The sequence below is a fragment of the Agromyces binzhouensis genome, assembly GCF_042672355.1.
Lineage (GTDB): Bacteria > Actinomycetota > Actinomycetes > Actinomycetales > Microbacteriaceae > Agromyces > Agromyces binzhouensis.
In genome coordinates this window covers 427,362-452,867 of the sequence record NZ_JBHXVJ010000001.1, presented here as the reverse complement: position 1 = coordinate 452,867, position 25,506 = coordinate 427,362, and the positions used below count along the sequence as shown (strand labels likewise).

Below are 25,506 nucleotides of genomic sequence, written 5' to 3'. Positions count from 1 at the left end.
CGTCAGCCGCGCCGCCACCAGCGCCGGCGTGCCCGCCGATCGGCCTCCTCCTCCGCGCGCCGTCGCTCCGCCTCCTGGGCGGCCAGGCGTCGCCGCTCGCGCCGCGCCCACCACGCCTCGACCTCGGCGTCGACGTCGCGCGTCGGCGTGACGACCGGTGGCCCGCCGAGCAGCTGGCGACGCGCCTCGACCACCCGGGCGTTGAACTCGTCGAGCGCGTCGCGCACGTCGTCCTCGCGGTGCATGCGGTCGAGGCGGTCGTCGAGCTGGGCCGACTCGACGCGGAGCGTGAGCGCGGGCGGTCCGAGCCCGGTGAGCCGTTCCGTCTCGATCTTGCGGCGGATCCACCAGTCCGGGTCGTGTCGGCCGAGGCCCGGGAGCGGCTTGCCCGCGCCGGGCAGGTCGTCGAACTCGCCGCGACGGATCGCCTGCTGGATCACGACCTCGACGTAGGCCGCGCGCTCGGCGGCGAGGGATCCCGCCGTGGTGCGATCGGCGGGTCGCTCCGACGTCGGCTCGGTGGAACCCGCGCGCTCCGCGGCGTCCGCCGACCCGGCATCGAGTTCGCCGTCGGCGGTCTCGCCGCGCTCACGCGCCGCTTCGCGCTCCCACTGCTCGAGGCGGTACTGCCATGCCTCGCGTCGCGGATCGTCGACCATCTGCCCGCTGCCTCCCGTCCGACCCGGCCGGTGCATCGATCGTAGGTCGCTCGAGCGCGTCTCGCAGGTCGGGCGTCAGCCCGGACGACCGCCCCCGCGTCCCTCGTCGAGGGTCGCGATCAGGCTGCGGAACTCGTCGGGCGTGATCTCACCGCGCGCGAGCCGCTCCTCGAGGATCTGCCTGGCGCGATCGGGTTGCGAGCCCACGGCGGCGGGCGGGCCGCCCGAGTGCCCCGACTGACCCGAGCCGCCGGATCCCGAGGCCGATCGCACGAGCAGCACGATGAGGACCACGATGCCGCCGATGACGAGCGCGCCGAACAGCAGCCCTGGGAGCCACATCCACCATCCGCCGAAGCCGTAGTCCCACATCATCGGCGCCACCTCCTCCGTCGGCACCCGGGCGGTATCCCGCCGGGCACCCCCAGTCAACGTCATCTCGAGCGGGTGGACCGGGTCGTTGGGCCCGGCGGTCCGGGCTCCGCGGTCACCGGCGCCCGGTCACGTCACGTCGCGCCCGGAACGAGGACCGTCACCGAGGCGCCGAGGTCGTCGGATGCCACGATCCCGCGCTCGTCGGCGAGGAGCAGCCACTGCTCGTCCCCGCCGACGACCGCCATCGCCTCGACGGCGCCGCTCGCACGTCCGTGCGCCGTCCACTCGTCGCCGCGGAGGCGCTGGACGGTGCCGTCGACGTCGATGCCGACCAGGTCGCCGGCATCCGTCGCGACGACGAGGACGAGGGCGGGCGCACCGTCGACCCGCGACCAGCTCGCGCCGGCGTCGTCGCTGCGCATGAGGCCCTCCGCCGTGGTCGCGTAGATCCGATCGGGAGCTCCGGGGTCGACCGCGAGGTCCCGTGCGGCGATCGGCGGGGCCGCCGCCCAGGTCGCACCCCCGTCGTCGCTGACCCGGACGGTGCCGTCTGCGGAGTCGAGCCCGTAGACCCGCAGTCCCCCGCCGGGGAGCTCGGCGGCCTCGAGGTCGTGGAAGTCGACCGCTCCCCGGAGGGAGACGGGCGTCCACGTGCGCGCCCCGTCCGTGCTCGACATGAGGCCGAGGTTCGGCGCCTCGAGGTCGTGGTCGTCATCCGCGCCGGGATGTCCCGAAGCGAGCAGCAGCCCCGGGCGTGCGACCGTGAATCCCATCGTGTCCTGACGGTTCCCTCCGACCTGCACGGGCTCGGCAGGACCCGCCCCGGCACCCGGATACGCCTCCGGCATCGCGCCGGTCGGGAGTTCCCAGACGCCGTCGTGCGTCGCCGCGTACGTGCGGTCCGAGACCGGATCCCAGCCGAGCGCGTGCACGTGGCCGAACGCGGCCGCCGGTGCGGGTTCCGGCTCGGGCGGCGATGTCGGGGCGCACGCCGCGAGCACCGTCGCCGCGGCGACCGCGGCGAGGGTCGCTGCGGCCGAGCGCCGACGGCTGCCGACCGCGCGGGTCATTGCGAGCCCTCGAGCATCGCCTGCATCCCGGCGATCTCCTCGGTCTGCGCGATGACGACCGCCTCGGCGAGCTCGACCGCGTCCGGGTGCTCGCCCTGCGCGATCTCCGTCTGCGCCATCCGGACCGCCCCCTCGTGGTGCACGATCATCTGCTGCAGGAAGACACGGGACGCCTCTTCGCCGGTGGCCTCCTCGAGGATCGCCAGGTCGTCGTCGGACATCATCCCGTCGCCGTGGTCCATCCCGCCCATGTCGTCGAGCTCCTCCGCGCCCCACGCGTCGAGCCATCCGCGCATGAGGTCGATCTCGGGCTGCTGCGCGGCCATGATCTGCTCCGCGAGGTCGCGGACCGAGTCGTCGATGCCGTCCTTCGCCAGCAGTTCCTCGCTCATCTCGACGGCCTGCTCGTGGTGCGGGATCATCATCTGCGCGAACATGACGTCGGCTGCGCCGGGTCGGGCGTCCGAGGCGGATGTCGCGGCGCCGGCCGAGCCGGTCCTGTCGGCTCCGTTCGTGGTCGGCCCGGCGCAGCCGGAGAGCGCGAGGGCGAGCGCGACGGTCGTCGCGAGGGTCAGGGTCGTTCGTGTCGTGTGCATGGTGCTTCTCTCGATCGTGGATCGGTACTCGGAATCGCCGGGCCCGGCGACCCACCTCGTCGGCGGGTGGACGGGCGTGCGCCGATTCAGGTCCGGCTGATCGAGAGCGCGTGCAGGTCGGGTCGACGTCCGACGAACGGTGCGAGGCATCCGCTCGTCGGCGCCGGCGTGGGCGGGCGCAGACGCCCGAGGGGAGTCGGTCGCGCCCCGAGGGCGAGCGCGGCGACGACGGCGAGCGCGAGCGCGCATGCGACGGCGAGGGCGCAGTCGGCGAGCAGCGAGCCGCTGAGGGCATCGGACGCGCTCGACGCCACGACGTCGAGGGCCGTGATGCCGACCGCCGAGGCCGCAGCGACGACCGGCACGGCCGCGACGTCTCCGTGGTGCGAGTCGGTCGGACCGCCGGCCCCGGTCGAGTGCCCACCCGACGTGTGCCCACCTCCGGCGACGGGCATCTGGGCGACCTGCGACCCGGGGTCGTGGACCCCGTGCGCGGAGCCGACGTCGTGCATCGCGACGAGCCCGAGGGCGAGCGCTCCCATCAGGAGTGCGCCGAGCAGGGCCGATCGGACGGACCTGCGTCCGGGCTGCGAGACGCTGCGGAATCGACGCACCGGCACCTCCCCGATCGCTCCGGCAGTACCCCCTGAGCGTACGTCACGGGACCGTTCGCGAGGCTGGGACGCCGCTCAGAACACCTCGGGCAACGTCGACCGGTCGAAGCTGAACACGCCCGAGAGGTCGATGCCGCGCACGGTCCCCTCCCCGTAGTACGCGATGCCCCACTCGTCGATGAACGACCCGTCGGCGAACGTGCACGGCGCCACCACGGGATCGTCGGAGTCGTCGGCCGCCGTGAGTCCCCCGCCGTCGGCGCTCGGGCCGAAGCTCGTCGTACCTCCGAGGGACGAGCAGAGCGCGGATGCCGGGTTGCCGGGCGGGTCGTCGGGGATCTCGGCCCGCGACAGGTAGGCGAGCGCGGCGAGCGTCGGCTCGTCCGACGAGATCGTGACGAGGTCGACGTAGATCCTCGAGTCGGCCTCGTCGTCGAGCGTCTGGAACCGGCAGACCGCGACCGGGTCGCCGAGCGGGACCCAGTCCTCCTCGGCGAGGTTCGTCCGCCAGGCGGGCTGGCGCTGCTGCACCTCGCCGCCCTCCTGCTCGCAGTACGCGGCGGCCGCGGCCATGTCGGCGGCGGATGTCGCGGGGTCGCTCGCCGCCGGAGGCGCCACGGGTTCCGAGCACGCGGCCAGCCCGAGGCTCGCTCCGGCGAGCAGGCCGACGCCGACCATCCGTCTGATCCGTCCCATGCGCACCTCGTTTCCCCGTTCGCGTCCGTGCGTGCCGACCCGCACCAGACTAGACGGCGCGATCGACGGATGGGCTGGGCAGCGTCGTGAACGACGGCGAACGGACGGGGCCTTGACGTGGAGCGGATGACGGGGTTCGAACCCGCGACCTTCACCTTGGCAAGGTGACGCGCTACCAGCTGCGCTACATCCGCGTGGGGCGGCTCCGCCGCTCCGGTGCCGCGCTTGCGCCCGGCTGGTCGAGCCTACAGGACCCGGGAGTCCGCCGATACCAACGCGTCAGTCGCCTGAACCCGGCGGAAGGCCCGTGCCCTCGCCCGCCGCGCGCTCTCCGGCCGCGCGCTCGAATGCGCGCTCCCACTCCCGCAGCTCCTCGCGCCCGCCGATGAGGCCGTCGAGCGACACCTGGAAGTGCAGCCCGCGTCGGGCGTTGACCTGCTTGATGTTCTGCAGGAGCTCGTCCGAGACCGCGACGACCGCGTCGCGCACCTCTTTCACGCGCTCGTCGGGGTCGTCCCAGAGGTGCGGGTGGGTGAGGATGTCGAGCAGGTAGTCGCGGTCGAGCGCCGCGGTGAGCTTGCGGAGCTTGTCGTCGTACTCGATGGCGGCGATCCCGCGCTGCCCGCCGCCCGCGCGGTCGAGCCTCACGAACAGCTCCTCGACGTTGACGGCGATCCTCGCGACGTCGTCCGCGGTCTGCGCCGCGCCGGCATTGCCGCGCGCACCGACCTGCGCGTACTCGGCGGCCAGCGACCTCAGCGTCGCCACGTGCCGCCGGATCGGATCGGGCAGCCGCCCGCCTGCGGCACCGCGTGCTCGGCGCCGGCGTGCTCGGATCACCCCGATCGCCGCGCCGGCACCCGCGACGAGGACGGCCGCGCCGATCACGAGCCCCAGCACGATTCCACCGCCGCCGTCGCCGCCGCCGGCCAGGGGGGCGGGCTCGGCAGCGGCCTGCACGCCCTGCACGGTCTCGGCGAGCGCGACCCCGAGGTCGTCGGCGCCGGACTCCGCCTGATTCGCGATCTGCATCGCCTCGCCCTCGCCGAGCACGTACGACCCCGCCGACAGGTCGTCGCCGACCGCGACGATGATCGTGTCGTACTCCGTCGTCTCGGCGAGCTGGGTCAGGATCTCGGGTCCGGATGCCTCGAGCGCGGCGTTGTCCGAGAACACGGCGACGCCGATCGAGTCGTCCCCGACCTGCGCCAGCAGCGCGTCCCGAAGCGCCGACGCACCGTCCACCTCGGTCGAGACGTAGACCGGCGTGGTCTGCAGCGCGTCGGATGCGTCGTCGACGTATCCGTCGGCGGCGGCGAAGAACCGGGCGTCCATCGGCCGTCCCTAGAAGTTGTTGATGACCGAGGCGAACACGAGGTCGATCTTCGCGGCATCCGAGGCGTCGAACCACTGGCCGCCGGTCGCCTCGGCGATGCGCTGCAGGGAGCCGGTGTCGGCGCCCTCGCCGTACGCGATCGGGAAGATCCGCACTGGGGCCGCGTCGCCGCCCTCCCGGGACGTCCCGCCGATCTTGGCGATCAGCGAGTCGATGGAGATCGACGAGTCGGTGTCCTGCCCGTCCGAGAGCACGACGATCGCGTTGATGCGACCCGGCTCCGCACGTGCGGCCATCTCGTCGTAGGCGACGGCGATCGCGTCGTACAACGGCGTTCCCTCGCGGTTCGCGTACCGCAGGTCGTCGATCGACGCGCTCAGCGTCTCGCGGTCGGACCCGAGCTCCGAGACATCCCGCAGCACGATCAGGTTCTCGCCCGCCGACGAGACCACGCCGGTGGTGAAGGCCCACATGCCGACCTCGTCGGTCGAGCGGAAGTGACCCAGCGTCGTCTGGGCGCCGTCGATCGCACCGTCGAGCTTCGACCGGCCGTCCCCGATCCCGTCGTCCATCGATCCGGAGACGTCGATGAGCTCGAGCACCGACGACGGCTTGCGGATCTGCGTCCACTGGTCGAGGGCCGCCGACACGACGTCGACGGAGGGGCGCGGAAGCGTGATCGCAGGGCCCGCGGGGTCGACGCCGTACTGCTCGGTGAACAGGTCGCCGAGCGGCACCGACTCGTCGAGCGGACGGAATCCGTACTCGGGCAGGATGCGCTGGGCGGGCTCGGTGGCGAGGAAGTCGACGAACGCCTCCCCCGCCGTCCGCTGGACCTCGGTCACCCAGTCGGCGCCGAGCACGGTGATGGGGTTGTCGGACCACATGGAACCGCCGGACGGGTAGATCGCGACGAGCTTCTCCTTCGGCGGCGTCAGCGTCTCACCGGGCTGGACGGTGTGCGAGTCGGGGTTGCCCTGGTTGTAGTTGAGCATCGAGGTCTCCTCGAGCGCCACCGCCGAGACGTAGCCGGAGCCGCCGGCTCCGTTCTGCGTCTCGTCGTAGAGCGTCGTGAGCACCTTCCCGGTGGTGTCGCCGTAGTGGATGACGCACTCCTCGAACACCCGCGAGAACTCCTCGGCGGCCGCGACGTCGCCCGCGGTGAGGTCGGCCGTCTTCCCGGTCGCCTCGTAGGACTGCATCAGGATCGCCGAGAGGCCCGTGGTCGACGTGTTCGGGTTGGTCTTCGAGATCTTGAACGAACCCCAGATCGGCTTGCCCGCGCTGCTCCATCCCGCCGGGTCGGCGCACAGCCGCTCGAAGTCCGAGATGCCGATCTCGGCGTCCGGCCAGCCGAGTGCCTTCGCCATCGTCTCGGGCATCGCGAAGATGATCGGCGTGTGGGTGAACGACACCGGCTCGCCGACGAGCGAAGCGGATGCCGCGGCCGCGACCCGCTCGGTCCAGACCGTCGACGCGGGCGACCAGAGGGCCGGCCAGCGCCGCGTGTCCTCGTCGGGCCAGTCGCCGCCCGCGGTGAGGAACCGCGTCGCGTCACCCGACGACACGTTGACGGGCCGGATCGTCGCGCACTCGTCGAGCGCCGCGTGCTCCGGCGACTCCTTGAACGCCGCAGCGAGCGCGTCGAGCATGTTCACCTTCTCCGACGAGGTCGCGACGACGACGCTCGTGCAGCCGTCGTCGGCGAAGTCCCCGCCGTCGATCGGGCCGCGATCGACGTCGTCCTGACCGAAGGTGCAGGCACTCAGCGCGACTGCCGTCGCAGCGATGACGGCGACCACGAGCCCGCCGCGGACCCCCCGGCGAGTCGTCGACGTGATCGCGGGTCGAGCGGCGCTGCGCCGCGGAACGGGTGCCATGTGAACAGGGTAGGTCGCGCGAATATCGATCGCATCACGGAGGGGACACTCGCCCGCGCCCGGCCTCAGAGCAGCCGGCGCCGCACGACTCCGGCGCTCCAACGACCCAGCACGGCGCCCGCGACCGTGTCGGAGATGTGGTGCTGCCCGCGGTAGATGCGCGAGAACGCGATGCCGGCGGGGATCGCGTATCGCAGCACGGGACCGAGGGCTCGTGCGCCGCGGACCCCGTGCCGGTCGAGCAGGTCGGCGAGCGTGGTGTGGAACGCGACGGCGGCCGCCGTGTGCCCCGACGGGAACGACGCCGTCGCGTGCGGCTGCTCGGGTCGCCACACGCCCCGCGGCCGCGGCCGCCCCACGAGGGCCGCGGATGCGACGAAGCAGGCGGTCTCGATCGCGAGGGCCGCCCCGGGGGCGACCGCGGAGCGCCGGTCGCGTGTCAGCCACCAGGTCGCGCCGCACCAGAACGCCCCGTTCGCGATCGTCTGCGGCACGCCCGAGTACCACGAGAGCGGGTGGGTGAGCCGATCGAGCAGCTCGCGGGCCTCCGGCGGTTCGACGGGCACGCCGCGATCACCGTCGTCCGGCCCGTGGCCGAACGTCGATTGGAGCGCGCGCACCGCCCGGTCCTCGACGGGGTCGTCGCCGCCGATGCGTCGCACTGCTCGACCGACCGCCGCGAGCACCGCGATCGCTCCGAGCGACGGCAGCACGGTCGAACGGAGGAACGGGCGCATGCCCGCAGCCTATTCGCGCGGCGGCAGGTTTCCCGTGCCGCGCCCGTAGGCTCGTGGACCATGGCCCTCGGTGCGACGATCCACACGTTCGATGTGCAGCTGGCGGACGTCGACCGCGGCCGCTACGAGAGCCTGACCCTCCGCATGGCTCGGCACCCGTCCGAGACGGACGCGTTCATGGTGACCCGCCTGCTCGCCTACTGCCTCGAGTACGAGGAGGGCATCGCCTTCAGCGAGGGGATCGCCGCGACCGACGAGCCGGCCGTCCTCGTGCGCGACGACACCGGGCGCGTGCTCGCCTGGATCGAGGTCGGCGCCCCGGATGCCGACCGCCTCCACCGCGGGGCCAAGCTCGCCGATCGCGCCGCCGTCTACACGCACCGCGATCCTGCGAAGGTCGCCGCGGCGTGGGCGGGGAAGCGGATCCATCGCGCCGAGGAGATCCCGCTGGTCAGCTTCGACCCCGGGTTCGTCGACGACGTCGCGTCGGTGCTGGAGCGCCGGAACACGATGACGCTCTCGATCACCGAGCGGCACGCCTACCTCGAACTCAACGGCTCGAGCTTCGACGCGGCGATCCACGAGCAGCGCGCCGGGTAGCCGGCCGGTCCACCCCGGCGCCGGCGCGGCACGGTGTCCGCCCGGAACGCGAAAACGGCCCGATCCCATATGGATCGAGCCGTTCCTCGGTGGTGCGCAAGGGGGGAGTTGAACCCCCACGCCCTCACGGGCACACGGACCTGAACCGTGCGCGTCTGCCTATTCCGCCACTTGCGCATACCGCTTCGCACGAGGTGCGAACCAGCCAACCGAGACTAACACAGGTCATCGGGGCGCCCGAATCCGCGGATGCCGCGTGGCACGCCCCGTGCGGCGGGCCACGAGCGGCCACCGGAGTCCCTTCGCATCCGCCCCGAACCGCGACCGCATCTCGCGCCGCCGACGACTGCGGGCTTAGCCTTGCACCACGGCACCGGCGCCCGACCCGCCCCCGATCGAAAGGATCGCCCGTGACCCACCCCCGCGACGCGCATGCGCCCGTCGATCCGCACGACGTCGACCTCGGCGGCATCCGCGGCTGGTTGTTCGACCTCGACGGGGTGCTGACGCCGACCGCGGTCGTCCACATGCACGCGTGGGCGCGGCTGTTCGCGCCGTTCCTCGAGGCGCGCGGCGCCGAGCCGTACCGCGACGCCGACTACTTCGCCCACATCGACGGCAAGCCGCGCTACGACGGCGTCAGGTCGCTGCTCGAGAGCCGCGGCATCCGCCTGCCCGAGGGCGAGGTGTCCGACGCGCCCACCGAGGAGACCGTGCACGGGCTCGGCAACCGGAAGAACGAGGCCTTCAACGCGACGCTGGCCGAGGAGGGCGTGGAGCCGTACCCCGCGAGCGTCGCGCTGCTCGACGCGATCGAGCGTGCGGGCGGGGACGTCGCGGTGGTGTCGAGCTCCAAGAACGCGCCCGCGGTGCTCGAGGCGGCAGGGCTCGCCGAGCGCTTCGAGGTCGTCGTGGACGGCGCGGTCGCCGCCCGCGAGGGCATCGTCGGCAAGCCGGCGCCCGACATGTTCGAGCGCGCGGCCGAGCTCCTGGGCCTCGCGCCCGAGGAGTGCGCCGTCATCGAGGATGCGGAGTCGGGCGTCAAGGCCGGCGCGAGCGGTCCGTTCGCGCTCGTCGTCGGCGTCGACCGCGGGGTGGGGCGCGAGGCCCTCACCGAACTCGGCGCCGACGTGATCGTCGACGAGCTCGACGAGCTCATCCCGGCCCTCGAACGCGCCGGAGAGACATCCGCCATCGTCAACGACGCAGCCGACCCCCAGACCCCGACCGCCGCAGCACCCGCCGCACCAGAAGAGGAGGACCGCGCATGAGGTTCGCCGACACCGATCCGCTGAACCGCACGATCTTCCCGGTCGACGAGTGGGCGCTCGTCGAGACCGAGTTCGGCGTCGACGACATGGGCCGCACCGAGACCCTCTTCGCCGTCGGCAACGGCTACCTGGGCCTCCGAGGCAACGTCGAGGAGGGCCGCGACGGCCACGTGCACGGCACGTTCATCAACGGCTTCCACGAGACGTGGCCGATCCGCCACGCCGAGGAGGCGTTCGGGTTCGCACGCGTCGGGCAGACGATCGTCAACGCGCCGGATGCCAAGGTCCTCCGCCTCTATGTCGACGACGAGCCGCTCGTCCTCACCGAGGCCGAGATCATGGGGTACGAGCGCCGGCTCGACTTCCGGCTCGGCGTCCTGAGCCGTCGGATCGAGTGGCGCACGCCGTCGGGCAAGCGCGTGCTCATCACGAGCCGCCGCATGGTGAGCTTCACCGACCGCCACCTCGGCGTGATCGACTACGAGGTCGAGCTCCTCGACGCCGACGCGGCGGTGACGATCTCCAGCCAGATCCTGAACCGCCAGGACGGACGCGACGAGTACCGGAGCGGAGTGACGGAGGCGCCGGGCGCCTTCGACCCGCGCAAGGCCGAGACCTTCACCGAGCGCGTGCTGCAGCCGCGCGTGCAGAAGCGGACGGAGGACGGCCGCTACGTCCTCGGCTACCAGACGACGAACTCGAGGATGGCCATCGCGGTCGGCGCGCAGCACTCGATCACGACCGACAACGAGTTCAGCGAGAGCAGCTCGATCGGCGACGACCTGGCCAAGCACATCTACCGCGTCCGCGCCCGGCAGGGCGTGCCGATCCGCATCACGAAGCTCGTCAGCTACCACACGGCCAGGAAGGTCCCTGCGCGCGAACTCGTCGACCGGTGCGAGCGCACCCTCGACCGGGGGGTGGAGGTCGGCGTCGCCGAGCTGTTCGCGCAGCAGCGCGCCTGGCTGGAGGACTTCTGGGCGCGCTCCGACGTCGAGATCGCCGGCCAGCCCGAGCTGCAGCAGGCGACGCGGTGGAACCTGTTCCAGCTCGTCCAGGCCACGGCCCGCACCGACGGCGGCGGCGTCGCCGCGAAGGGCGTGTCGGGCTCGGGCTACGGCGGCCACTACTTCTGGGACTCCGAGATCTACGTGATGCCGTTCCTCAGCTACACCGCGCCCATCGTGGCGCGGAACGTGCTGCGATTCCGGCAGCGGATGCTCGAGCCCGCCCGCGCCCGCGCGCTCGAGATGAACCAGCACGGGGCCCTCTTCCCGTGGCGCACCATCAACGGCCAGGAGTCGAGTGCGTACTACGCGGCCGGCACCGCGCAGTACCACATCGACGCCGACATCTCGTACGCCCTCTGCCAGTACGTGGCGGCGACGGGCGACGAGGACTTCCTCGCGCGCGGCGCGATCGACATCCTCGTCGAGACCGCCCGCATGTGGGAGGACCTCGGATTCTGGCGCACCAACACCGACGACGTGTTCCACATCCACGGAGTCACCGGCCCCGACGAGTACACGACCGTCGTGAACGACAACCTCTACACGAACGTCATGGCGCGCGCGAACCTCGCCGCGGCGGCCGGGGCGGTCGACAACCTCCAGGTGCTCGACCCGCACGCGCACAAGCGGCTCGTCGAACGGCTCGGGGTGACGCCGGCCGAGGTCGCCGGCTGGCGCCGCGCCGCGGCGTACATGCACATCCCGTTCGACGACATGCTCGGGGTGCACCCGCAGGACGCCGCGTTCCTCGAGAAGGAGCTGTGGGACCTCGAGCACACGCCCGACAACCGCCTCCCGCTGCTGCTGCACTACCACCCGCTCGTCATCTACCGGTTCCAGGTGCTGAAGCAGGCCGACGTGGTGCTCGCCCTGTACCTGCAGGGCGATCGCTTCACGACCGAGGAGAAGCTGGCCGACTTCGAGTACTACGACCCGCTGACCACGGGCGACTCGACGCTGTCGGCAGTGGTGCAGTCGATCATCGCGTCCGAGGTCGGGTACCACGAGCTCGCGCTGCGCTACTTCCGCTCCGCGCTGTTCGTCGACCTCGCCGACCTGCACCACAACGCCGCCGACGGCGTGCACGTGGCCTCGACGGGCGGCGTCTGGGCGGGGCTGGTGTCCGGTTTCGGCGGCTTCCGCGACCACAACGGCCGGTTCACCTTCGACCCGCGGCTCCCCGACGGCTGGGAGCGGCTCTCGTTCCGGCTCACCATCCGCGGCACGCGGGTCAGGGTCGACCTGACCGAGGAGGCGATCCGGTTCCAGCTCGAGACGGGTGGGCCGAACGCCTCGCTGCTGATCGAGGTGCGCGGAGAAGAGGTCGTGGTGACCGCCGACACGCCCGTGACGGTCCGGCTCGACGGGCACGGCGCGCGGCGGGTCGGGTCACCGACGATGCAGAACGTCCGCGGTGCGCGGCGTGCCGACGGCACGCTGCTCACGGCGTCGATCCCGACCCTGTCGCTCGACATGGACGAGGACGAGCAGGCCGCGGCCTTCGACTGAGTCGAAGCTCTCGGAACCGCATCGTTCGTGCCGGAGCCCGGCGCATTGGCATGGCCTGCGGTTAGCATGTGAGTCGAAAACGCACCGGACGGGAGACCTGTGGGCCTACTGGACAACTTCGAGAAGGGTCTCGAGCGCGCGGTCAACGGCGCGTTCGCCAAGACCTTCCGCTCGGGGCTGCAGCCCGTGGAGATCACCGCGGCGCTCAAGCGCGAGATCGACACGAAGGCGGCCGTCGTCTCCCGCGACCGCGTCCTCGTGCCGAACCGGTTCATCGTGCGGATGTCTCCCGCCGACCACCAGCGCATGGACTCGCTCGGCCCGGCGCTCGTCGACGAGCTCACCGACCTGGTGCAGAAGCACGCTGCGAACCAGCGCTTCCAGTTCGCCGGTGGCATCACGATCGTGCTCCACCCCGATCCGGGCCTGTCCGAGGGCATGGTGCAGGTCGAGTCGCAGAACGTGAAGGGCCGCATCGCCTGGACTCCCGTGCTCGACGTCGACGGCCGGCGCCATCCGATCCTCAAGGGCCGCACGGTCATCGGCCGCGGCAGCGAGGCCGACCTCACGCTCGACGACTCCGGCGCATCGCGTCGGCACGCCGAGGTGCAGTGGGACGGCCAGCGCGCTCGCGTGCGCGACCTCGGCTCCACCAACGGCACCCAGCTCGACGGCCGCGCCGTCAAGGAGTCGGTGCTCGAGCCCGATTCGGTCATCACGATCGGTCGCTCGCGTATCGTGTTCCGGGTGCTCGCCCAAGCCGACCCGACCGACACCACGGCCTCCCGCATCGACCCGGCTTCCCCGCGCCGCGACGACGGCGGATTCTGGGGGCCCGATCGATGAGTGAACTCACGCTGCTCGTCCTGCAGCTCGGCTTCCTGCTCCTGCTGTGGGTGTTCGTGTTCGCCATCGTCTATGCGCTCCGCAGCGACCTGTTCGGCCAGCGCGTCCGCAAGCTGCAACCGGATGCGGCGGCCGCCTCGGCCGGCGCCGCGCCGGCGGCGAGCGCGACGGCCGCGACCGCCGCGGTCTCGAAGCCGGCCCCGGCGCCCACGGGCGACGGGGGCGACGCCACGTCCGAGAACGCCTCGCGGCTCGTCATCACCTCGGGGTCGAAGTCGGGCGCCGAGTTCCCGCTCGGCCGCGACGAGATCACGATCGGCCGCTCGAGCGACTCCGCGATCATCATCCGCGACGACTACACCTCGACGCACCACGCCCGCCTGATGCTGTGGAACGGCCGCTGGATGATCCAGGACCTCGACTCCACCAACGGCACGTTCCTCAACGGCTCCCGAGTCACCGTGCCCACGCCCATCCCGCTCGGAGCCACCGTCAAGGTCGGAGCGACGACTTTCGAGCTGCGGCGGTAGCCGATGGCCAGCGTCAAGGCGAGCGCGGCGGTCTCGCACGTCGGTCGGGTCCGCGCGAGCAACCAGGACTCCGGCTACGCCGGCCGCCGGCTCTTCCTCGTCGCCGACGGCATGGGCGGGCACGCCGGCGGTGACGTCGCGAGCGCGATCGCGACCCGCCGCATCGCCGACTCCGACGCCGACTACGACTCGACGGCCGACGCCGCCGCGGCGCTCGAGTCGGCCCTCCTCTCGGCGAACCGGAACCTCGAGGAGACGGTCGCCGAGCACTCGGAGCTCACCGGCATGGGCACGACGACGAGTGCGATGCTCGTCCAGCAGGACCGCGTCGTCATCGCGCACATCGGCGATTCGCGCGTCTACCTCTTCCGCTCGGGCGAACTCAGCCAGGTCTCGACCGACCACACGTTCGTCCAGCGACTCGTCGATGCAGGACGCATCACGGCCGAGGAGGCCATGGTCCACCCGCGGCGGTCGGTGCTCATGCGCGTCCTGGGCGACGTCGAGGCATCCCCCGAGATCGACACGATGGTCATCGACACCCACCCGGGCGACCGGTGGATGCTGTGCTCCGACGGCCTCTCGGGCGTCGTCTCGTTCGACGACATCCACGAGATGCTCGCGGCGGATGCCGGTGCGAAGCAGGTCGCGGACCGGCTCGTCAAGGCCTCGCTCGACGGCGGCGCGCCCGACAACGTCACGGTGGTGGTCGTCGACATCGGCGACCCGCCCGCGCCCGACACGCCGCCGCTGATCGTGGGGTCGGCTGCTGCTCCGCTCGCATTCGGCACCGCACCCGAACCGGCACGACGACCGGGCATCCGCCTCACGCCCTTCCGCCCGCACCCCGTGCAGGAGACCCACTTCGAGCCCGACTCGGAGGAGTTCTACGACGAGCTGATCGAGGAGGACGAGCGCCGGCGGCGGCGGCGGCGCTTCATGTGGGGCTTCTGGATCGCGTTGCTCGTCGGCGCGATCGTCACCGTGACCGCGCTCGGCTACCAGTGGACGCAGACGCGGTACTACGTCGGCGAGTACAACGGCCGCGTCGCGATCTACCAGGGCATCCAGCAGGACCTCGGTCCGATCTCGCTGCACCGCCTCCACTCGGAGACCACGGTCGACATCGCCGACCTGAAGGCGTACGACCAGCAGCGCGTCGAGCAGACGATCACGGCGGGCACCCTCGAGGAGGCCGCGCGCATCGTGGATCGATTGGAGGAGTCCGTTGACTGACCGAGGCGCGGCCCGTGCACCCGAGCGCGCCCCCGCGACGGGGAGCGTGCGTCGCATCCGCATGCCGCAGAAGCTGCGGAACCTCGAACTCGGCCTGCTCATCGTCGCCTGCGTGATCAACGCCGGCGCCATCGTGCTGGTGCAGCTCGGCGCGCTCGGGAGGGTCGACACCCAGCTGGTCCTGCTCGGCGCGGGCCTGTCCGCACTGGTGTTCGGGCTGCACATCGCCATGCGCTTCGTCGCACGCGACGCCGACCCGTTCCTCCTCCCCGTGGCGACGGTGCTGAACGGGCTCGGCATCGCGATGATCTACCGCATCGACATCGCCTACGGCGACGCGGGATGGGACAGCGCAGCGGTGCGCCAGATCGTGTGGAGCGTGATCGCGATCGTCGCGGCGCTCGCCACGATCCTGCTGATCCGCAACCACCGCACCCTGTTCCGCTACACCTACCTCTCTGGACTCATCGCGATCGTCCTCCTGCTGCTGCCGCTGGTACCCGGGCTCGGGCAGACCCGTGGCGGTGCCCGCGTCTGGGTCGGCATCGGCGACCTCGTCACGTTCCAGCCCGGTGAGATCGCGAAGATCGCCCTCGCGGTGTTCTTCGCCGGCTACCTGGTCCGCAACCGCGACTCCCTGTCGATGGTGGGTCGCACCTTCCTCGGCATGCGGTTCCCGCGCGGACGCGACCTCGGACCGCTGCTCGTGGTCTGGGCGCTGTCGATGGCGGTCATCGTCTTCCAGCGCGACCTCGGCACCGCCCTCCTCTACTTCGGCCTGTTCCTCGTCATGCTGTACGTCGCCACCAGTCGGCTCTCCTGGGTCGTCCTCGGCCTCAGCCTGTTCCTCGCGGGCGCCATCATCGCCAGCCAGACGCTCGACTACGTCAACGGACGCTTCCAGAACTGGCTCAACGCGTTCGACCCCGCCGTGTACGACGCGCAGGGCGGCTCGTTCCAGCTCGTCCAGGGCCTGTTCGGCCTCGCGAACGGCGGTCTCATCGGGACGGGCCTGGGTCAGGGCCGCCCCGACCTCACGCCGGTGCCCCAGTCCGACTACATCATCGCGAGCCTCGGCGAGGAGCTCGGCCTCGCCGGCCTCTTCGCGATCCTCGCCCTGTACGTGCTCTTCGTCGCCCGGGGCTTCCGCATCGGCTTCGCCGGGCAGGACGATTTCGGCAAGCTCCTCGGCGTCGGCCTCTCGTTCGTCGTCGCGCTCCAGGTCTTCATCGTCGTCGGCGGCGTCACCCGCGTCATCCCCCTCACCGGCCTCACGACGCCCTTCCTCGCGGCCGGTGGTTCCTCGCTCGTCGCGAACTGGATCATCGTCGCGCTGCTGCTGCGGCTCTCCGATACGGTCCGCAACCACCCGAGGCTGGTGATCGACGGATGAACCGCGAACTCAAGCGGGTGACGATCGTCTCCCTCCTCATGTTCCTCACGCTCTTCGTCGCGTCGACGATGATCCAGTACGTGCAGGCCGACGACCTCGCCGCCGATCCGCGCAACGCACGGACGCTGTACCAGAGCTACTCGGTCGAGCGCGGGCCGATCCTCGTCGGCGGCGATCCGATCGCGTTCTCCGAGCCGTCCGACGACGACTACAAGTTCCAGCGGATCTATGCGAACGGGCCGCTCTACGCGCCCGTCACCGGGTTCATCCCCGTGAACGGCGAGGCGACGGGCCTCGAGGGCTCGCTGAACGCTGAACTCAGCGGCACGTCGGAGTCGCAGTTCTTCGACTCGCTGAATCGGCTCATCTCCGGCCAGGACCCGATGGGCGCCTCGGTCGAGGTGACGATCGACCCGGTCGCCCAGCAGGCCGCATGGGACGCACTCGGCGACTACACGGGCGCGATCATCGTGACCCAGCCGAGCAGCGGCCGGATCATCGCGATGGTCACCAAGCCCACCTACGACCCCAACAGCCTCGCCGTGCACAACGGCGACGAGGTCGAGCAGACGTACCAGAACCTCGTCGAGGACCCGGGCGACCCCCTCTTCAACCGCGCGACCGGCGGCGACATGAACCCGCCCGGATCGGTGTTCAAGCTGGTCATGACCGCTGCGGCGCTCGAGTCCGGCCAGTACACGCCGGACAGCACGTTCCCGAACCCCGCGGAGTTCACGCTCCCCGAGACGAGCTCGGTCGTGCGCAACTCGAGCGGCGGCACGTGCGGCAGCGGGTCCGAGGTCACGTTGGCGACCGCCCTGCGGCTGTCGTGCAACATCCCGTTCGCCGAACTCGCGCTGGAACTCGGCGACGACGCGATCCGCGCGCAGGCCGAGAAGTTCGGCTTCAACTCGAACTTCACGATCCCGAATCCCACCGAGACGAGCACGTACCCGGCGAACCCCGACGCGCCGCAGACCGCGCTGAGCGGCTTCGGCCAGGGCGACGTCCGTGCCACGCCGATGCAGATGGCGATGGTCTCCGCCGCGATCGCCAACGGCGGGATCGTGATGGACCCCGACCTCGTCGAGTCGATCACGGCGCCCGACTTCCGCCCGATCGAGGAGTTCGACGCGACGCAGTTCGGCCGTGCGATCAGCGAGTCGACGGCCCGGACCATGACCGAGATGATGGTCAACGGCGTCGAGAACGGCGCCGCGAGTAATGCAAGAATAGACGGCGTCAGCGTGGCCGGTAAGACGGGTACAGCGGAGAACGGCGAGGACGATCCCTACACCTTGTGGTTCACAGGTTTTGCCCCCGCCGACGACCCTCAGTATGCGATCACGGTGCTCGTGGAAGACGGCGGAGGGCTTGGTCAGGAGGGGTTCGGCAATCTGATTGCCGCGCCATTGGCGAAACAGGTACTAGAGGCGGTGCTGAACAAATGAGACCGAGTGCTGGGCTCACCTTCGGAGGACGGTACGAGCTGCAGTCCCGGATCGCCATCGGCGGCATGGGCGAGGTGTGGCAGGCCACCGACCTGGTCATCGGCCGTCAGGTCGCGCTGAAGATCCTCAAGGACGAATACCTCGGCGACCCGGGCTTCCTCGAGCGCTTCCGTGCCGAGGCACGTCACGCCGCGCTCGTGAACCACGAGGGCATCGCGAACGTCTTCGACTACGGCGAGGAGGACGGCAGCGCCTACCTCGTGATGGAGCTCGTGCCCGGCGAGGCGCTCTCCACGATCCTCGAGCGCGAGCACGTGCTCTCGACCGACAAGGTCCTCGACATCGTCGCCCAGACCGCGGCGGCCCTCCAGGCCGCGCACGCGGCCGGCCTCGTGCACCGCGACATCAAGCCCGGCAACCTCCTCATCACGCCCGACGGCCGCGTGAAGATCACCGACTTCGGAATCGCGCGCATCGCCGACCAGGTCCCGCTCACCGCGACCGGCCAGGTCATGGGCACCGTGCAGTACCTCTCGCCCGAGCAGGCGTCCGGACACCCGGCGTCGCCCACGACCGACATCTACTCGCTCGGCATCGTCGCGTACGAGTGCCTCGCGGGTCGGCGTCCGTTCACGGGCGAGTCGCAGGTCGCGATCGCGATGGCGCAGATCAACGAGACCCCGCCCGACCTGCCCGTCACGGTCTCCGAGCCGGTGCGGAACCTCGTCTACTCGTGCATCGCGAAGAACCCGGCCGATCGTCCGCAGACGGCGGCGCACCTCGCGCGCGCGGCCACAGCCCTGCGCCGGGGCGACGTCCAGGCGGCGGCCGCGGCCGTGCCGGCCGTGCTCGGCGCCGCGGCGGGCGTGACCGCAGCGACCATGCTCATGCCCCAGTCGGGTGCGAACACTGCGGCGACGACGGTGCTGGCCACCGGTGCGGCCGTTCCCGACGGCGAGGAGGAGCCGCCCGCCGAGCGCAAGCGCAGCCCGTGGACGTGGCCGCTCATCGTGCTCATCATCCTGCTCGCGCTCGTCCTGATCGGCACGCTGATCGCGCTCGCGCTGAACAGCGGCAACCGCCCGGCGGCATCGACGTCGAGCGGTCCGCCGCCGTCGACCACGTCGGCACCGCCGACCTCCTCGAGTGCGCCGCCGCCCGAGACCACCACCGCTGCCCCGACCACCGAGCAGATCGACCGTGCCGCCTACATCGGCCGGAACGTCGACGACGTCCGCGCCGAACTCGAGGCACTCGGGTTCCCCGTGACCACCCAGGAGGGCGCGCCGGCCACCACCCCCGACCAGGCGAACACGGTCTCCGACGTCAATCCGAGTGGTCCCGTCGAGATCGGCACCACCATCACGGTCACCTACCTCGGAGCACCCGAGACGCCGAGCGCGCCGGCGAACGCGCCGACGGTGAACCCGGCGGATGTCGCATCCGGCGGGATCGTCCAGGTCAGCTGGCCCGCTGCCTCCTGCCCCTCCGGTCAGCAGCTGAGCGGCTACGAGGTCGCGGTCACCAACGACGCGACCGCGCCGAGCCCCGTGGGTGCCGGGACGACGAGCGTCAACGTGCAGGCCGGCAGCCAGGACTTCGAGGTCACGTACCGCTACTTCTGCGGCCAGCTCGACTCGCCGTTCTCGCCCGCCGCCCCCGTGACGATCCAGCCCTAGCCTCCCCGGAACGAGCCCTACACGAACGGAGACACCGTGAACGATGACGATCGCATGCTCGCGGGTCGATACCGCGTGGGTGCGCTCATCGGGCGCGGTGGCATGTCCGACGTTCACGTGGGCACCGACAGCCGTCTCGGCCGTCAGGTGGCGATCAAGCTCCTGAAGCCCCAGCTCGCCACCGATCCGGCGTTCCGGATGCGGTTCCGGCAGGAGGCCCAGTCGGCCGCGCGGATGGCGCACCCGACGATCGTCCGCGTCTTCGACGCCGGCGAGGAGACGGTGCTCGACTCGTCCGGCCACGAAGTGCAGCTGCCCTTCATCGTGATGGAGTACGTCGAGGGCCGCCTGTTGAAGGACATCATCCACGACGGGCCGCTCGACCCGGCCGCCGCGGCCCGGGTGATCGACGGGGTGCTGACGGCACTGGAGTACTCGCACCGCGCCGGCGTCGTGCACCGCGACATCAAGCCGGGCAACATAATGATCACCACCGGCGGCCAGGTCAAGGTCATGGACTTCGGCATCGCGCGGGCCGTGTCCGACTCGGCGACGACCGTCGCGCAGACCACGGCGATCCTCGGCACCGCCTCCTACTTCTCGCCGGAGCAGGCCAAGGGCGAGACCGTCGATGCGCGCACCGACCTGTACAGCACGGGTGTGGTCCTGTTCGAGCTGCTCACCGGTCGGCCGCCCTTCCGGGGCGACACGCCGGTCGCAGTGGCGTACCAGCACGTCAGCGAGCGGCCGGTCAAGCCGAGCGTGATCAACCCGAAGGTCTCGCCTGCCCTCGACGCGGTGGTCATGCACGCCCTCGCGAAGGACCGCACGACCCGGTACCAGACCGCCGCCGAGTTCCGCGCCGACGTCGAAGCCGCGGCATCCGGCCGGATCCCGGTGCCGAAGAAGACCGACGAGACGGCGCTGTTCTTCGGGACGCCCACGGGCTCGCTGTCCACGTCCGAGCTGGCGCTGCGCCAGCTCACCGAGGACGACACCATGACGCGGACGCAGCGACGTCCGCCGGCGATCTGGATCTGGTCCGGCATCATCGCGGTCGTCGTCATCGTCGTCGCCGTCATGTACTGGGCGTTCAACCTCCAGCCGAGCGACACGCTGCCGTCCAACGCGCGGGAGGTCCCGCAGTTGAGCGGTTCGACGTGGGAGGAGGCGGCCAACGAGCTCCAGGCGCTCACCCTGCCGCCCACCCGGATGGATCGCGTGAGCGACACGGTGCCCGCCGGCCAGGTCATCGAGACGGAACCGGCTGCCGGAGAGATCGTGGACACCGGGACGCCGGTCAGCGTGTTCGTGTCCACCGGTCGCGAGGCGGTCTCGGTTCCCGACGTGGTCAACATGCAGCTCGAGCAGGCGAAGACCGCGATCACCGATGCGGGACTCGCCCCGGGCTCCGAGACGCGGCAGAACTCGCCCACCTTGGGCGCCGGGGTCGTCATCTCGACGGCCCCGGAGGGCGGGTCGTCGGTGGATCAGGGCAGCACCGTGAACTTCACGATCTCGTCGGGGAACGTGACGCTGCCCGACCTGACCGGGCAGTCGTTGCAGGCCGCATCCTCGTACCTCGGCACGTCGTCGCTGCAGTTGACGCCCACGCCAGTGCCCGATGCCAGTTGCGCGTCGCAGCCGGGGTCGCCCGTCATCCGGCAGTCACCTGCTCCGGGAGACGTGCCGCAGAAGTCGGCGGTCGAGCTCGTCTACTGCGCGGGCTGAGCGATCAGCTCGCCCGCACGAGCGGGTTGAGCGACTGCGCGCGCTCGCGCGCCTCGGGCAGTCCGGCGATCGCGAGCCAGTTGCCGAGCATCTTGTAGCCGCCCTCGGTGAGCACGGACTCCGGATGGAACTGCACGCCGAGGATCGGCGCGGTCGCGTGCCGGAGCCCCATGATGACCCCGCCCTCGGTTCGGCTGGTGACGACGAGCTCGTCGGGCACGGTGCCGTCGACGACCGCGAGGGAGTGGTACCGCGTCGCGGTGAAGTGCTGCGGGACGCCCTCGTAGAAGGGGCTGTCGTCGTGCACGACCTTCGACGTCTTGCCGTGCATGAGCTCTTCGGCGTTGGTCACGACGGCGCCGAACGCCTCGGCGATCGCCTGGTGGCCGAGGCACACGCCGAGGATCGGCTGACCCGACGCGAGTGCGGCCTCGACGACGGGGATCGAGACGCCGGCATCGGCGGGCTTGCCCGGGCCGGGCGAGATGAGCACCGCGTCGTACTCCGCGATGCGGTCGGCGACGTCCTCGACCGCGATGTCGTCGTTGCGGACGACCTCGGTCTCGGCGCCGAGCTCCTGCAGGTACCCGTTGAGGGTGTACACGAAGCTGTCGTAGTTGTCGATGACGAGGATCCGGGTCATTGCTCCACCGTGACGTCGATTGGGTTCACGATCCCATCCACCCAGGGGAATACCCAGGTGAAGAGGACGAAGATCACGCCGGCGAGGATGGCCAGCACGAGGATGACGCGGAACCAGGCCGGTCCCGGCAGGATACGCCACAAGGCCGCGTACACGCTCATCGCCCCCATTCCGCGACGTCGGCCGCGATCTCGTCGGGCGGGCCCGCCGAGGCGGGACGCCAGGACTCGAGCACGCCGTAGGCGATGATGCGCTCGGCCGTCGAGTACAGCGGGTTGCAGCTCGTGAGCGTGATGATGCGGTCGGCCGGTGCGAGTCCGGGATGGTGCGGCACCGGTGCGAGCACCCCGACGGTGTCGGGCGTGACGTACTCGAGGTCGCGGAACCGATAGGTGTACCAGGCGTCGGCGGTCTGGATGAAGATGCCGTCACCGAGCCGGAGCCGGTCGATCTCGTGCATCCCCCCTCCGTAGGCGCTGCGGTGCGCGGCGATCGCGAAGTTGCCGGTCGCGCCCGGCATCTGGGTGCCCTCGTAGTGGCCGACTCCGGTGTCGACGTCGTTGAGCACGTCGAGCCCGGTTCCCTCGGCGACGGTCCGCTGCGAGTCGTCGCCGAATCGGGGGACGTACATGACGGCGAACGCCTCGCCGTAGGGGCGCACGTCGGCGTCGACCGGCGGTTCGGCGACGACACCCTCGGCCCCGTCGCGCTCGCCTTCGCCGCCCGTGCCGTCCCCGTGCGTGCGGGTCTGCTCCTGCCAGGCGACCGACAGCTCGGATGCCGCTGCGGACTGCTGCGCCCCGGTGATCGCGTCGTTCCACCACAGTTGCCAGCCGAGGAACAGCAGCACGAGCGCTCCCGCCGTCAGGAGGAGCTCGCCGAGCACGCCGATGACGCTCGTCCGCCGCCGCGGGTTCGGTGGGGCCCCAGCCCGCGCGGGCGGCGCGGCACTCCTCGACATGTGCGCGAGTCTATTGCCGGCCGACTCCAGCTCGGATCGGAGGCGGAATCCGGTGCAGTAGAATCTCCCGCATGGCACGCACCAATTCTTCGAAGCCCGCGCGCGCGGAGCAGCCGAGCGGCGAGGACGCGCCGAATCCCGTCTGGTTCAAGCCCGTGATGTTCGGCTTCATGCTGCTCGGCCTCGTCTGGATCATCCTCTTCTACGTGAGCCAGGGTGCGCTGCCGGTGGCCGCGCTCGGTTCGTGGAACATCCTCGTCGGGTTCGGCATCGCCTTCATCGGCTTCCTCATGACCACACGCTGGCGCTGACGCCGGCCTGAACGACCTCGAAGCGGGGCGGATGCTGCGGCATCCGCCCCGCTTTCCCCATCTCTGCACAGTGTTATCCACATCTTCCACAGGGTTCTCCACACCGTCCACACCCTGTGGAAACTCGGAAAGCCCGGAATTCCGGACATCGTGCGGAATCACACCGGTGTAACTCTCCCCAACTGTGGACAGCGTTGTGGATAACCGGGATCGGTCGCTCACATGGCGACGCTCGCGGCAGATCCGAGGGGCCCGCGACGGCCTCAGAAGACCGGGAAGAAGAAGTACCTCAGGCTGAGGATCAGCAGCACGAGCACGAGCGCGGCGAGCAGGACCACCTGCAGGGTGCGCTGGTCGCGCTTGCGGGTCTCGACGTAGATCAAGCCGACGAGCGCGCCCACGACGAGGCCTCCCAGGTGCGCCTGCCAGGCGATTCTGAAGCCCGGGACGAACCCGATCACCAGGTTGATGCCGACGAGGATCAGCAGTTGCGTCGCGTTGCCGCCGAGCCGGCGCTGGATCACGAGGAAGGCGCCCATGAGACCGAAGATCGCGCCCGATGCGCCGACGACGCCGGTCCGCGGATCGGAGAGCCACAGGACGGCGACCGAGCCGCCGAGTCCGGAGATCAGGTAGAGCGAGAGGAACCGCCAGCGCCCGAGCACGTTCTCGAGGAGCTGCCCGAAGATCCACAGCGTGTACATGTTGAGCGCGACGTGGAAGATCAGGTTCGTCGAGTGCACGAGCATCGACGTGATCATGCGCCACGGCTCGAAGTTGAACGGCAGCGAGTAGACGCCCGCGTAGAGGAGACGGTCGGTGATCGCGAGCCCGGGGATGAGCTGCAGGAGGTACACCGCGAGGGTGATGCCGATGATGGAATACGTCACCACCGGTGCGCCGCGGCCCGCCGCAGCGCGGGCGCGCGTCAGCACCGCGGGCTTGGTCCGCGGTGCCGACGCGCGCTGCTCGCGCATGCATTCCGGGCAGATCACGCCGACCGGAGCGGGGGTCTGGCACTCCCCGCAGATGGTGCGACCGCAGCGCTGGCACAGCACGAAGCTCTGCCGATCGGGGTGCCGATAGCAGGTGCTCGCGCGCTCGGGCGCCGGGTCGCTCACCGGGGTGGGGCTCAGGCCTGCTCGACGGTGATCTTCTCGATCACGACGTCGTCGAGCGGACGGTCCCGGCCGTCGGTCGGGACCGAGGCGAGCTTCTCGACGACCGCCTGGCTCGCGGCATCCGTCACCTTGCCGAAGATGGTGTGCTTGCCCTGCAGCCACGTGGTCGGGCCGACCGTGATGAAGAACTGCGACCCGTTGGTGCCCTTCCCGCCCTGGATGCCGGCGTTGGCCATGGCGAGGACGTAGGGCTCGGTGAAGTCGAGCTCGGGGTGGATCTCGTCGTCGAAGCGGTAGCCCGGTCCGCCGATGCCCTGGCCGAGCGGATCGCCGCCCTGGATCATGAAGCCGGGGATGATGCGGTGGAACACGACGCCGTCGTACAGGGGGTCGGTGGTGGTCTGTCCCGTACCGGGGTGGGTCCACTCGATCTCGCCGGTCGCGAGGCCGACGAAGTTCTTCACCGTCTTCGGTGCGTGGTTCCCGTAGAGGTCGACCTTGATGTCGCCGTGGTTGGTGGTGATCGTCGCGACTGCGGTGGGATTCGGCATACCGACGATTCTCTCATGCACGATTCGGCACGAGACTGGCAACCCCCGCCCTTTCCACCCACATCCAGCCGGTTCGGTGGCAGGATGGAGGAGTTCGCTGCACAACGATGGAGGTCGAGATGAGCCTGTCACGCAAGCGCCGGAAGGAACTCAAGCGACTGCGCAGCAGTGCAGGGGATCTGTGGGGGAACCAGCAGGACGTGCTGGATCACGCGAGCAAGATCGCCCGGGAGGCGAGCCGCCAGGTCAACCTGCTCACGCAGGAGGAGGTCGTTCCGCGGGTGCGCACGGGCTACCAGACCTATGTCCGGCCGGGTTTCGACCAGGCTCGGAGCTATGCGCGGACCGCGGGCGACCAGGTCGAGCGGTCGATCGGCAGTGCGCTCGGCTCGTTGCTGTCGATCGGCGACATCGCCAACGACACGCGCGTCCGCCGGGCGCTCGAGCGCGTCTCGCCGCGTGCCGCGGCGGAGGTGAAGCGCAAGCAGGGGCCGGGCGTGGGCACGTACCTCGCGATCGGTGCCGGCGTCATCGCGGCGGCCGGCGTCGCGTACGCGGTCTGGCAGACGTTCCGTGCCGATGACGAGCTCTGGGTCGCCGACGAGGAGCCGGCCACGGCATCCGACTCGGGTGCCGCACCGTCGCCCGTCATCTGACCCCACGGTTTCCCGACGGCCCCCCATCCACAAGTGGATGGGGG

At 70.9% G+C, this 25,506-nt stretch carries 26 protein-coding genes and 2 tRNA genes; 12 read left to right on the top strand and 16 right to left on the bottom strand.

All coding sequences use genetic code 11. The features are described from left to right. Positions 1-2: 2 nt before the first annotated feature. The 10 genes from ACFVHK_RS02230 to ACFVHK_RS02185 all read right to left on the bottom strand — a co-directional run bounded on the left by ACFVHK_RS02230 (position 3) and on the right by ACFVHK_RS02185 (position 7,963). The gene (locus tag ACFVHK_RS02230) at positions 3-659 is read right to left on the bottom strand and encodes a DnaJ family domain-containing protein (protein WP_376927381.1); all 657 of its coding nucleotides are present in this window, start codon (positions 657-659) and stop codon (positions 3-5) included. Between the two features lie 75 nt (positions 660-734). Continuing rightward, positions 735-1,058 carry an SHOCT domain-containing protein gene (locus tag ACFVHK_RS02225; RefSeq protein WP_376927380.1) on the bottom strand — a complete coding sequence of 108 codons (324 nt, stop codon included), beginning with the start codon at positions 1,056-1,058 and terminating at the stop codon, positions 735-737. Between the two features lie 107 nt (positions 1,059-1,165). Continuing rightward, on the bottom strand, positions 1,166-2,104 hold the full coding sequence (locus tag ACFVHK_RS02220; RefSeq protein ID WP_376927379.1) for a F510_1955 family glycosylhydrolase: 939 nt from the start codon (positions 2,102-2,104) through the stop codon (positions 1,166-1,168). Next, complete coding sequence (locus ACFVHK_RS02215) at positions 2,101-2,700, bottom strand: DUF305 domain-containing protein (RefSeq protein WP_376927378.1); 600 nt, start codon at positions 2,698-2,700, stop codon at positions 2,101-2,103. Before ACFVHK_RS02215 ends, ACFVHK_RS02220 begins: the two co-directional genes overlap by 4 nt. An 86-nt stretch (positions 2,701-2,786) precedes the next feature. Continuing rightward, positions 2,787-3,314 carry a hypothetical protein gene (locus ACFVHK_RS02210; protein WP_376927377.1) on the bottom strand — a complete coding sequence of 176 codons (528 nt, stop codon included), beginning with the start codon at positions 3,312-3,314 and terminating at the stop codon, positions 2,787-2,789. A gap of 75 nt (positions 3,315-3,389) precedes the next feature. Then, positions 3,390-4,010: a hypothetical protein gene (locus ACFVHK_RS02205; protein ID WP_376927376.1), complete on the bottom strand. Its 621-nt coding sequence runs from the start codon at positions 4,008-4,010 to the stop codon at positions 3,390-3,392. Positions 4,011-4,128: 118 nt separating this feature from the next. Further along, positions 4,129-4,204: transfer RNA gene (locus ACFVHK_RS02200), tRNA-Gly, on the bottom strand. 85 nt (positions 4,205-4,289) lie between these two features. Beyond that, positions 4,290-5,345: a hypothetical protein gene (locus tag ACFVHK_RS02195; RefSeq protein WP_376927375.1), complete on the bottom strand. Its 1,056-nt coding sequence runs from the start codon at positions 5,343-5,345 to the stop codon at positions 4,290-4,292. A gap of 9 nt (positions 5,346-5,354) precedes the next feature. Then, positions 5,355-7,226, bottom strand: coding sequence for a substrate-binding and vWA domain-containing protein (locus tag ACFVHK_RS02190; RefSeq protein ID WP_376927374.1), 1,872 nt, complete (start codon positions 7,224-7,226; stop codon positions 5,355-5,357). 65 nt (positions 7,227-7,291) lie between these two features. After that, on the bottom strand, positions 7,292-7,963 hold the full coding sequence (locus tag ACFVHK_RS02185; RefSeq protein WP_376927373.1) for a phosphatase PAP2 family protein: 672 nt from the start codon (positions 7,961-7,963) through the stop codon (positions 7,292-7,294). Between the two features lie 60 nt (positions 7,964-8,023). Here ACFVHK_RS02185 and ACFVHK_RS02180 point away from each other — a divergent pair, with 60 nt between their 5' ends. Further along, the gene (locus tag ACFVHK_RS02180; RefSeq protein WP_376927372.1) at positions 8,024-8,563 is read left to right on the top strand and encodes a YaeQ family protein; all 540 of its coding nucleotides are present in this window, start codon (positions 8,024-8,026) and stop codon (positions 8,561-8,563) included. A gap of 90 nt (positions 8,564-8,653) precedes the next feature. On the opposite strand, the gene ACFVHK_RS02175 is transcribed toward ACFVHK_RS02180, so the two are convergent. Further along, a tRNA-Leu gene (locus ACFVHK_RS02175) sits at positions 8,654-8,740 on the bottom strand. A gap of 293 nt (positions 8,741-9,033) precedes the next feature. Here ACFVHK_RS02175 and ACFVHK_RS02170 point away from each other — a divergent pair. From ACFVHK_RS02170 to pknB, 9 genes are all read left to right on the top strand, one after another. Further along, positions 9,034-9,834: an HAD family hydrolase gene (locus ACFVHK_RS02170; protein ID WP_376927656.1), complete on the top strand. Its 801-nt coding sequence runs from the start codon at positions 9,034-9,036 to the stop codon at positions 9,832-9,834. Further along, the gene (locus tag ACFVHK_RS02165; protein ID WP_376927371.1) at positions 9,831-12,353 is read left to right on the top strand and encodes a glycoside hydrolase family 65 protein; all 2,523 of its coding nucleotides are present in this window, start codon (positions 9,831-9,833) and stop codon (positions 12,351-12,353) included. The genes ACFVHK_RS02170 and ACFVHK_RS02165 overlap by 4 nt, the downstream gene beginning before the upstream one ends. A 99-nt stretch (positions 12,354-12,452) precedes the next feature. Then, on the top strand, positions 12,453-13,199 hold the full coding sequence (locus tag ACFVHK_RS02160; RefSeq protein ID WP_376927370.1) for an FhaA domain-containing protein: 747 nt from the start codon (positions 12,453-12,455) through the stop codon (positions 13,197-13,199). Next, positions 13,196-13,729: an FHA domain-containing protein FhaB/FipA gene (locus ACFVHK_RS02155; RefSeq protein WP_376927369.1), complete on the top strand. Its 534-nt coding sequence runs from the start codon at positions 13,196-13,198 to the stop codon at positions 13,727-13,729. The genes ACFVHK_RS02160 and ACFVHK_RS02155 overlap by 4 nt, the downstream gene beginning before the upstream one ends. A 3-nt stretch (positions 13,730-13,732) precedes the next feature. Beyond that, positions 13,733-14,965: a PP2C family protein-serine/threonine phosphatase gene (locus ACFVHK_RS02150; protein ID WP_376927368.1), complete on the top strand. Its 1,233-nt coding sequence runs from the start codon at positions 13,733-13,735 to the stop codon at positions 14,963-14,965. Positions 14,966-15,026: 61 nt separating this feature from the next. Continuing rightward, on the top strand, positions 15,027-16,358 hold the full coding sequence (locus ACFVHK_RS02145) for an FtsW/RodA/SpoVE family cell cycle protein (protein ID WP_376927655.1): 1,332 nt from the start codon (positions 15,027-15,029) through the stop codon (positions 16,356-16,358). Further along, positions 16,355-17,809, top strand: a complete 1,455-nt coding sequence (locus ACFVHK_RS02140) for a peptidoglycan D,D-transpeptidase FtsI family protein (protein WP_376927367.1) — start codon at positions 16,355-16,357, stop codon at positions 17,807-17,809. Before ACFVHK_RS02145 ends, ACFVHK_RS02140 begins: the two co-directional genes overlap by 4 nt. After that, entirely contained in the window at positions 17,806-19,488 is a 1,683-nt protein-coding gene (locus ACFVHK_RS02135) for a serine/threonine-protein kinase (protein WP_376927366.1), read from the top strand. Before ACFVHK_RS02140 ends, ACFVHK_RS02135 begins: the two co-directional genes overlap by 4 nt. Before the next feature lie 54 nt (positions 19,489-19,542). Continuing rightward, positions 19,543-21,219 (top strand): Stk1 family PASTA domain-containing Ser/Thr kinase, encoded by a 1,677-nt coding sequence (pknB, locus tag ACFVHK_RS02130; protein WP_449224246.1) that lies wholly within the window; start codon positions 19,543-19,545, stop codon positions 21,217-21,219. A gap of 4 nt (positions 21,220-21,223) precedes the next feature. Here the strand turns inward: pknB and ACFVHK_RS02125 are convergent, their stop codons facing one another. The 3 genes from ACFVHK_RS02125 to ACFVHK_RS02115 are packed head-to-tail and all read right to left on the bottom strand — an operon-like array spanning position 21,224 to position 22,823. Beyond that, the gene (locus tag ACFVHK_RS02125; RefSeq protein ID WP_376927364.1) at positions 21,224-21,862 is read right to left on the bottom strand and encodes an anthranilate synthase component II; all 639 of its coding nucleotides are present in this window, start codon (positions 21,860-21,862) and stop codon (positions 21,224-21,226) included. Next, positions 21,859-22,023 carry a hypothetical protein gene (locus ACFVHK_RS02120; RefSeq protein ID WP_165307460.1) on the bottom strand — a complete coding sequence of 55 codons (165 nt, stop codon included), beginning with the start codon at positions 22,021-22,023 and terminating at the stop codon, positions 21,859-21,861. The genes ACFVHK_RS02125 and ACFVHK_RS02120 overlap by 4 nt, the downstream gene beginning before the upstream one ends. Then, entirely contained in the window at positions 22,020-22,823 is an 804-nt protein-coding gene (locus ACFVHK_RS02115) for a class E sortase (RefSeq protein ID WP_376927363.1), read from the bottom strand. Before ACFVHK_RS02115 ends, ACFVHK_RS02120 begins: the two co-directional genes overlap by 4 nt. A gap of 71 nt (positions 22,824-22,894) precedes the next feature. Between ACFVHK_RS02115 and ACFVHK_RS02110 the strand changes: the two genes are divergently transcribed. After that, positions 22,895-23,134, top strand: a complete 240-nt coding sequence (locus ACFVHK_RS02110; RefSeq protein ID WP_129234281.1) for a cell division protein CrgA — start codon at positions 22,895-22,897, stop codon at positions 23,132-23,134. Between the two features lie 263 nt (positions 23,135-23,397). Here ACFVHK_RS02110 and ACFVHK_RS02105 read toward each other — a convergent pair whose 3' ends face one another. Both ACFVHK_RS02105 and ACFVHK_RS02100 read right to left on the bottom strand, forming a co-directional pair. Beyond that, complete coding sequence (locus tag ACFVHK_RS02105) at positions 23,398-24,255, bottom strand: rhomboid family intramembrane serine protease (RefSeq protein ID WP_376927362.1); 858 nt, start codon at positions 24,253-24,255, stop codon at positions 23,398-23,400. An 11-nt stretch (positions 24,256-24,266) separates the two neighbouring features. Continuing rightward, on the bottom strand, positions 24,267-24,806 hold the full coding sequence (locus tag ACFVHK_RS02100; protein ID WP_129234283.1) for a peptidylprolyl isomerase: 540 nt from the start codon (positions 24,804-24,806) through the stop codon (positions 24,267-24,269). A 119-nt stretch (positions 24,807-24,925) separates the two neighbouring features. On the opposite strand from ACFVHK_RS02100, the gene ACFVHK_RS02095 reads away from it, so the two are divergent. Continuing rightward, a complete protein-coding gene (locus ACFVHK_RS02095; protein ID WP_376927361.1) occupies positions 24,926-25,462 on the top strand; it encodes a hypothetical protein in 537 nt (178 codons plus the stop codon). Positions 25,463-25,506: the final 44 nt, after the last annotated feature.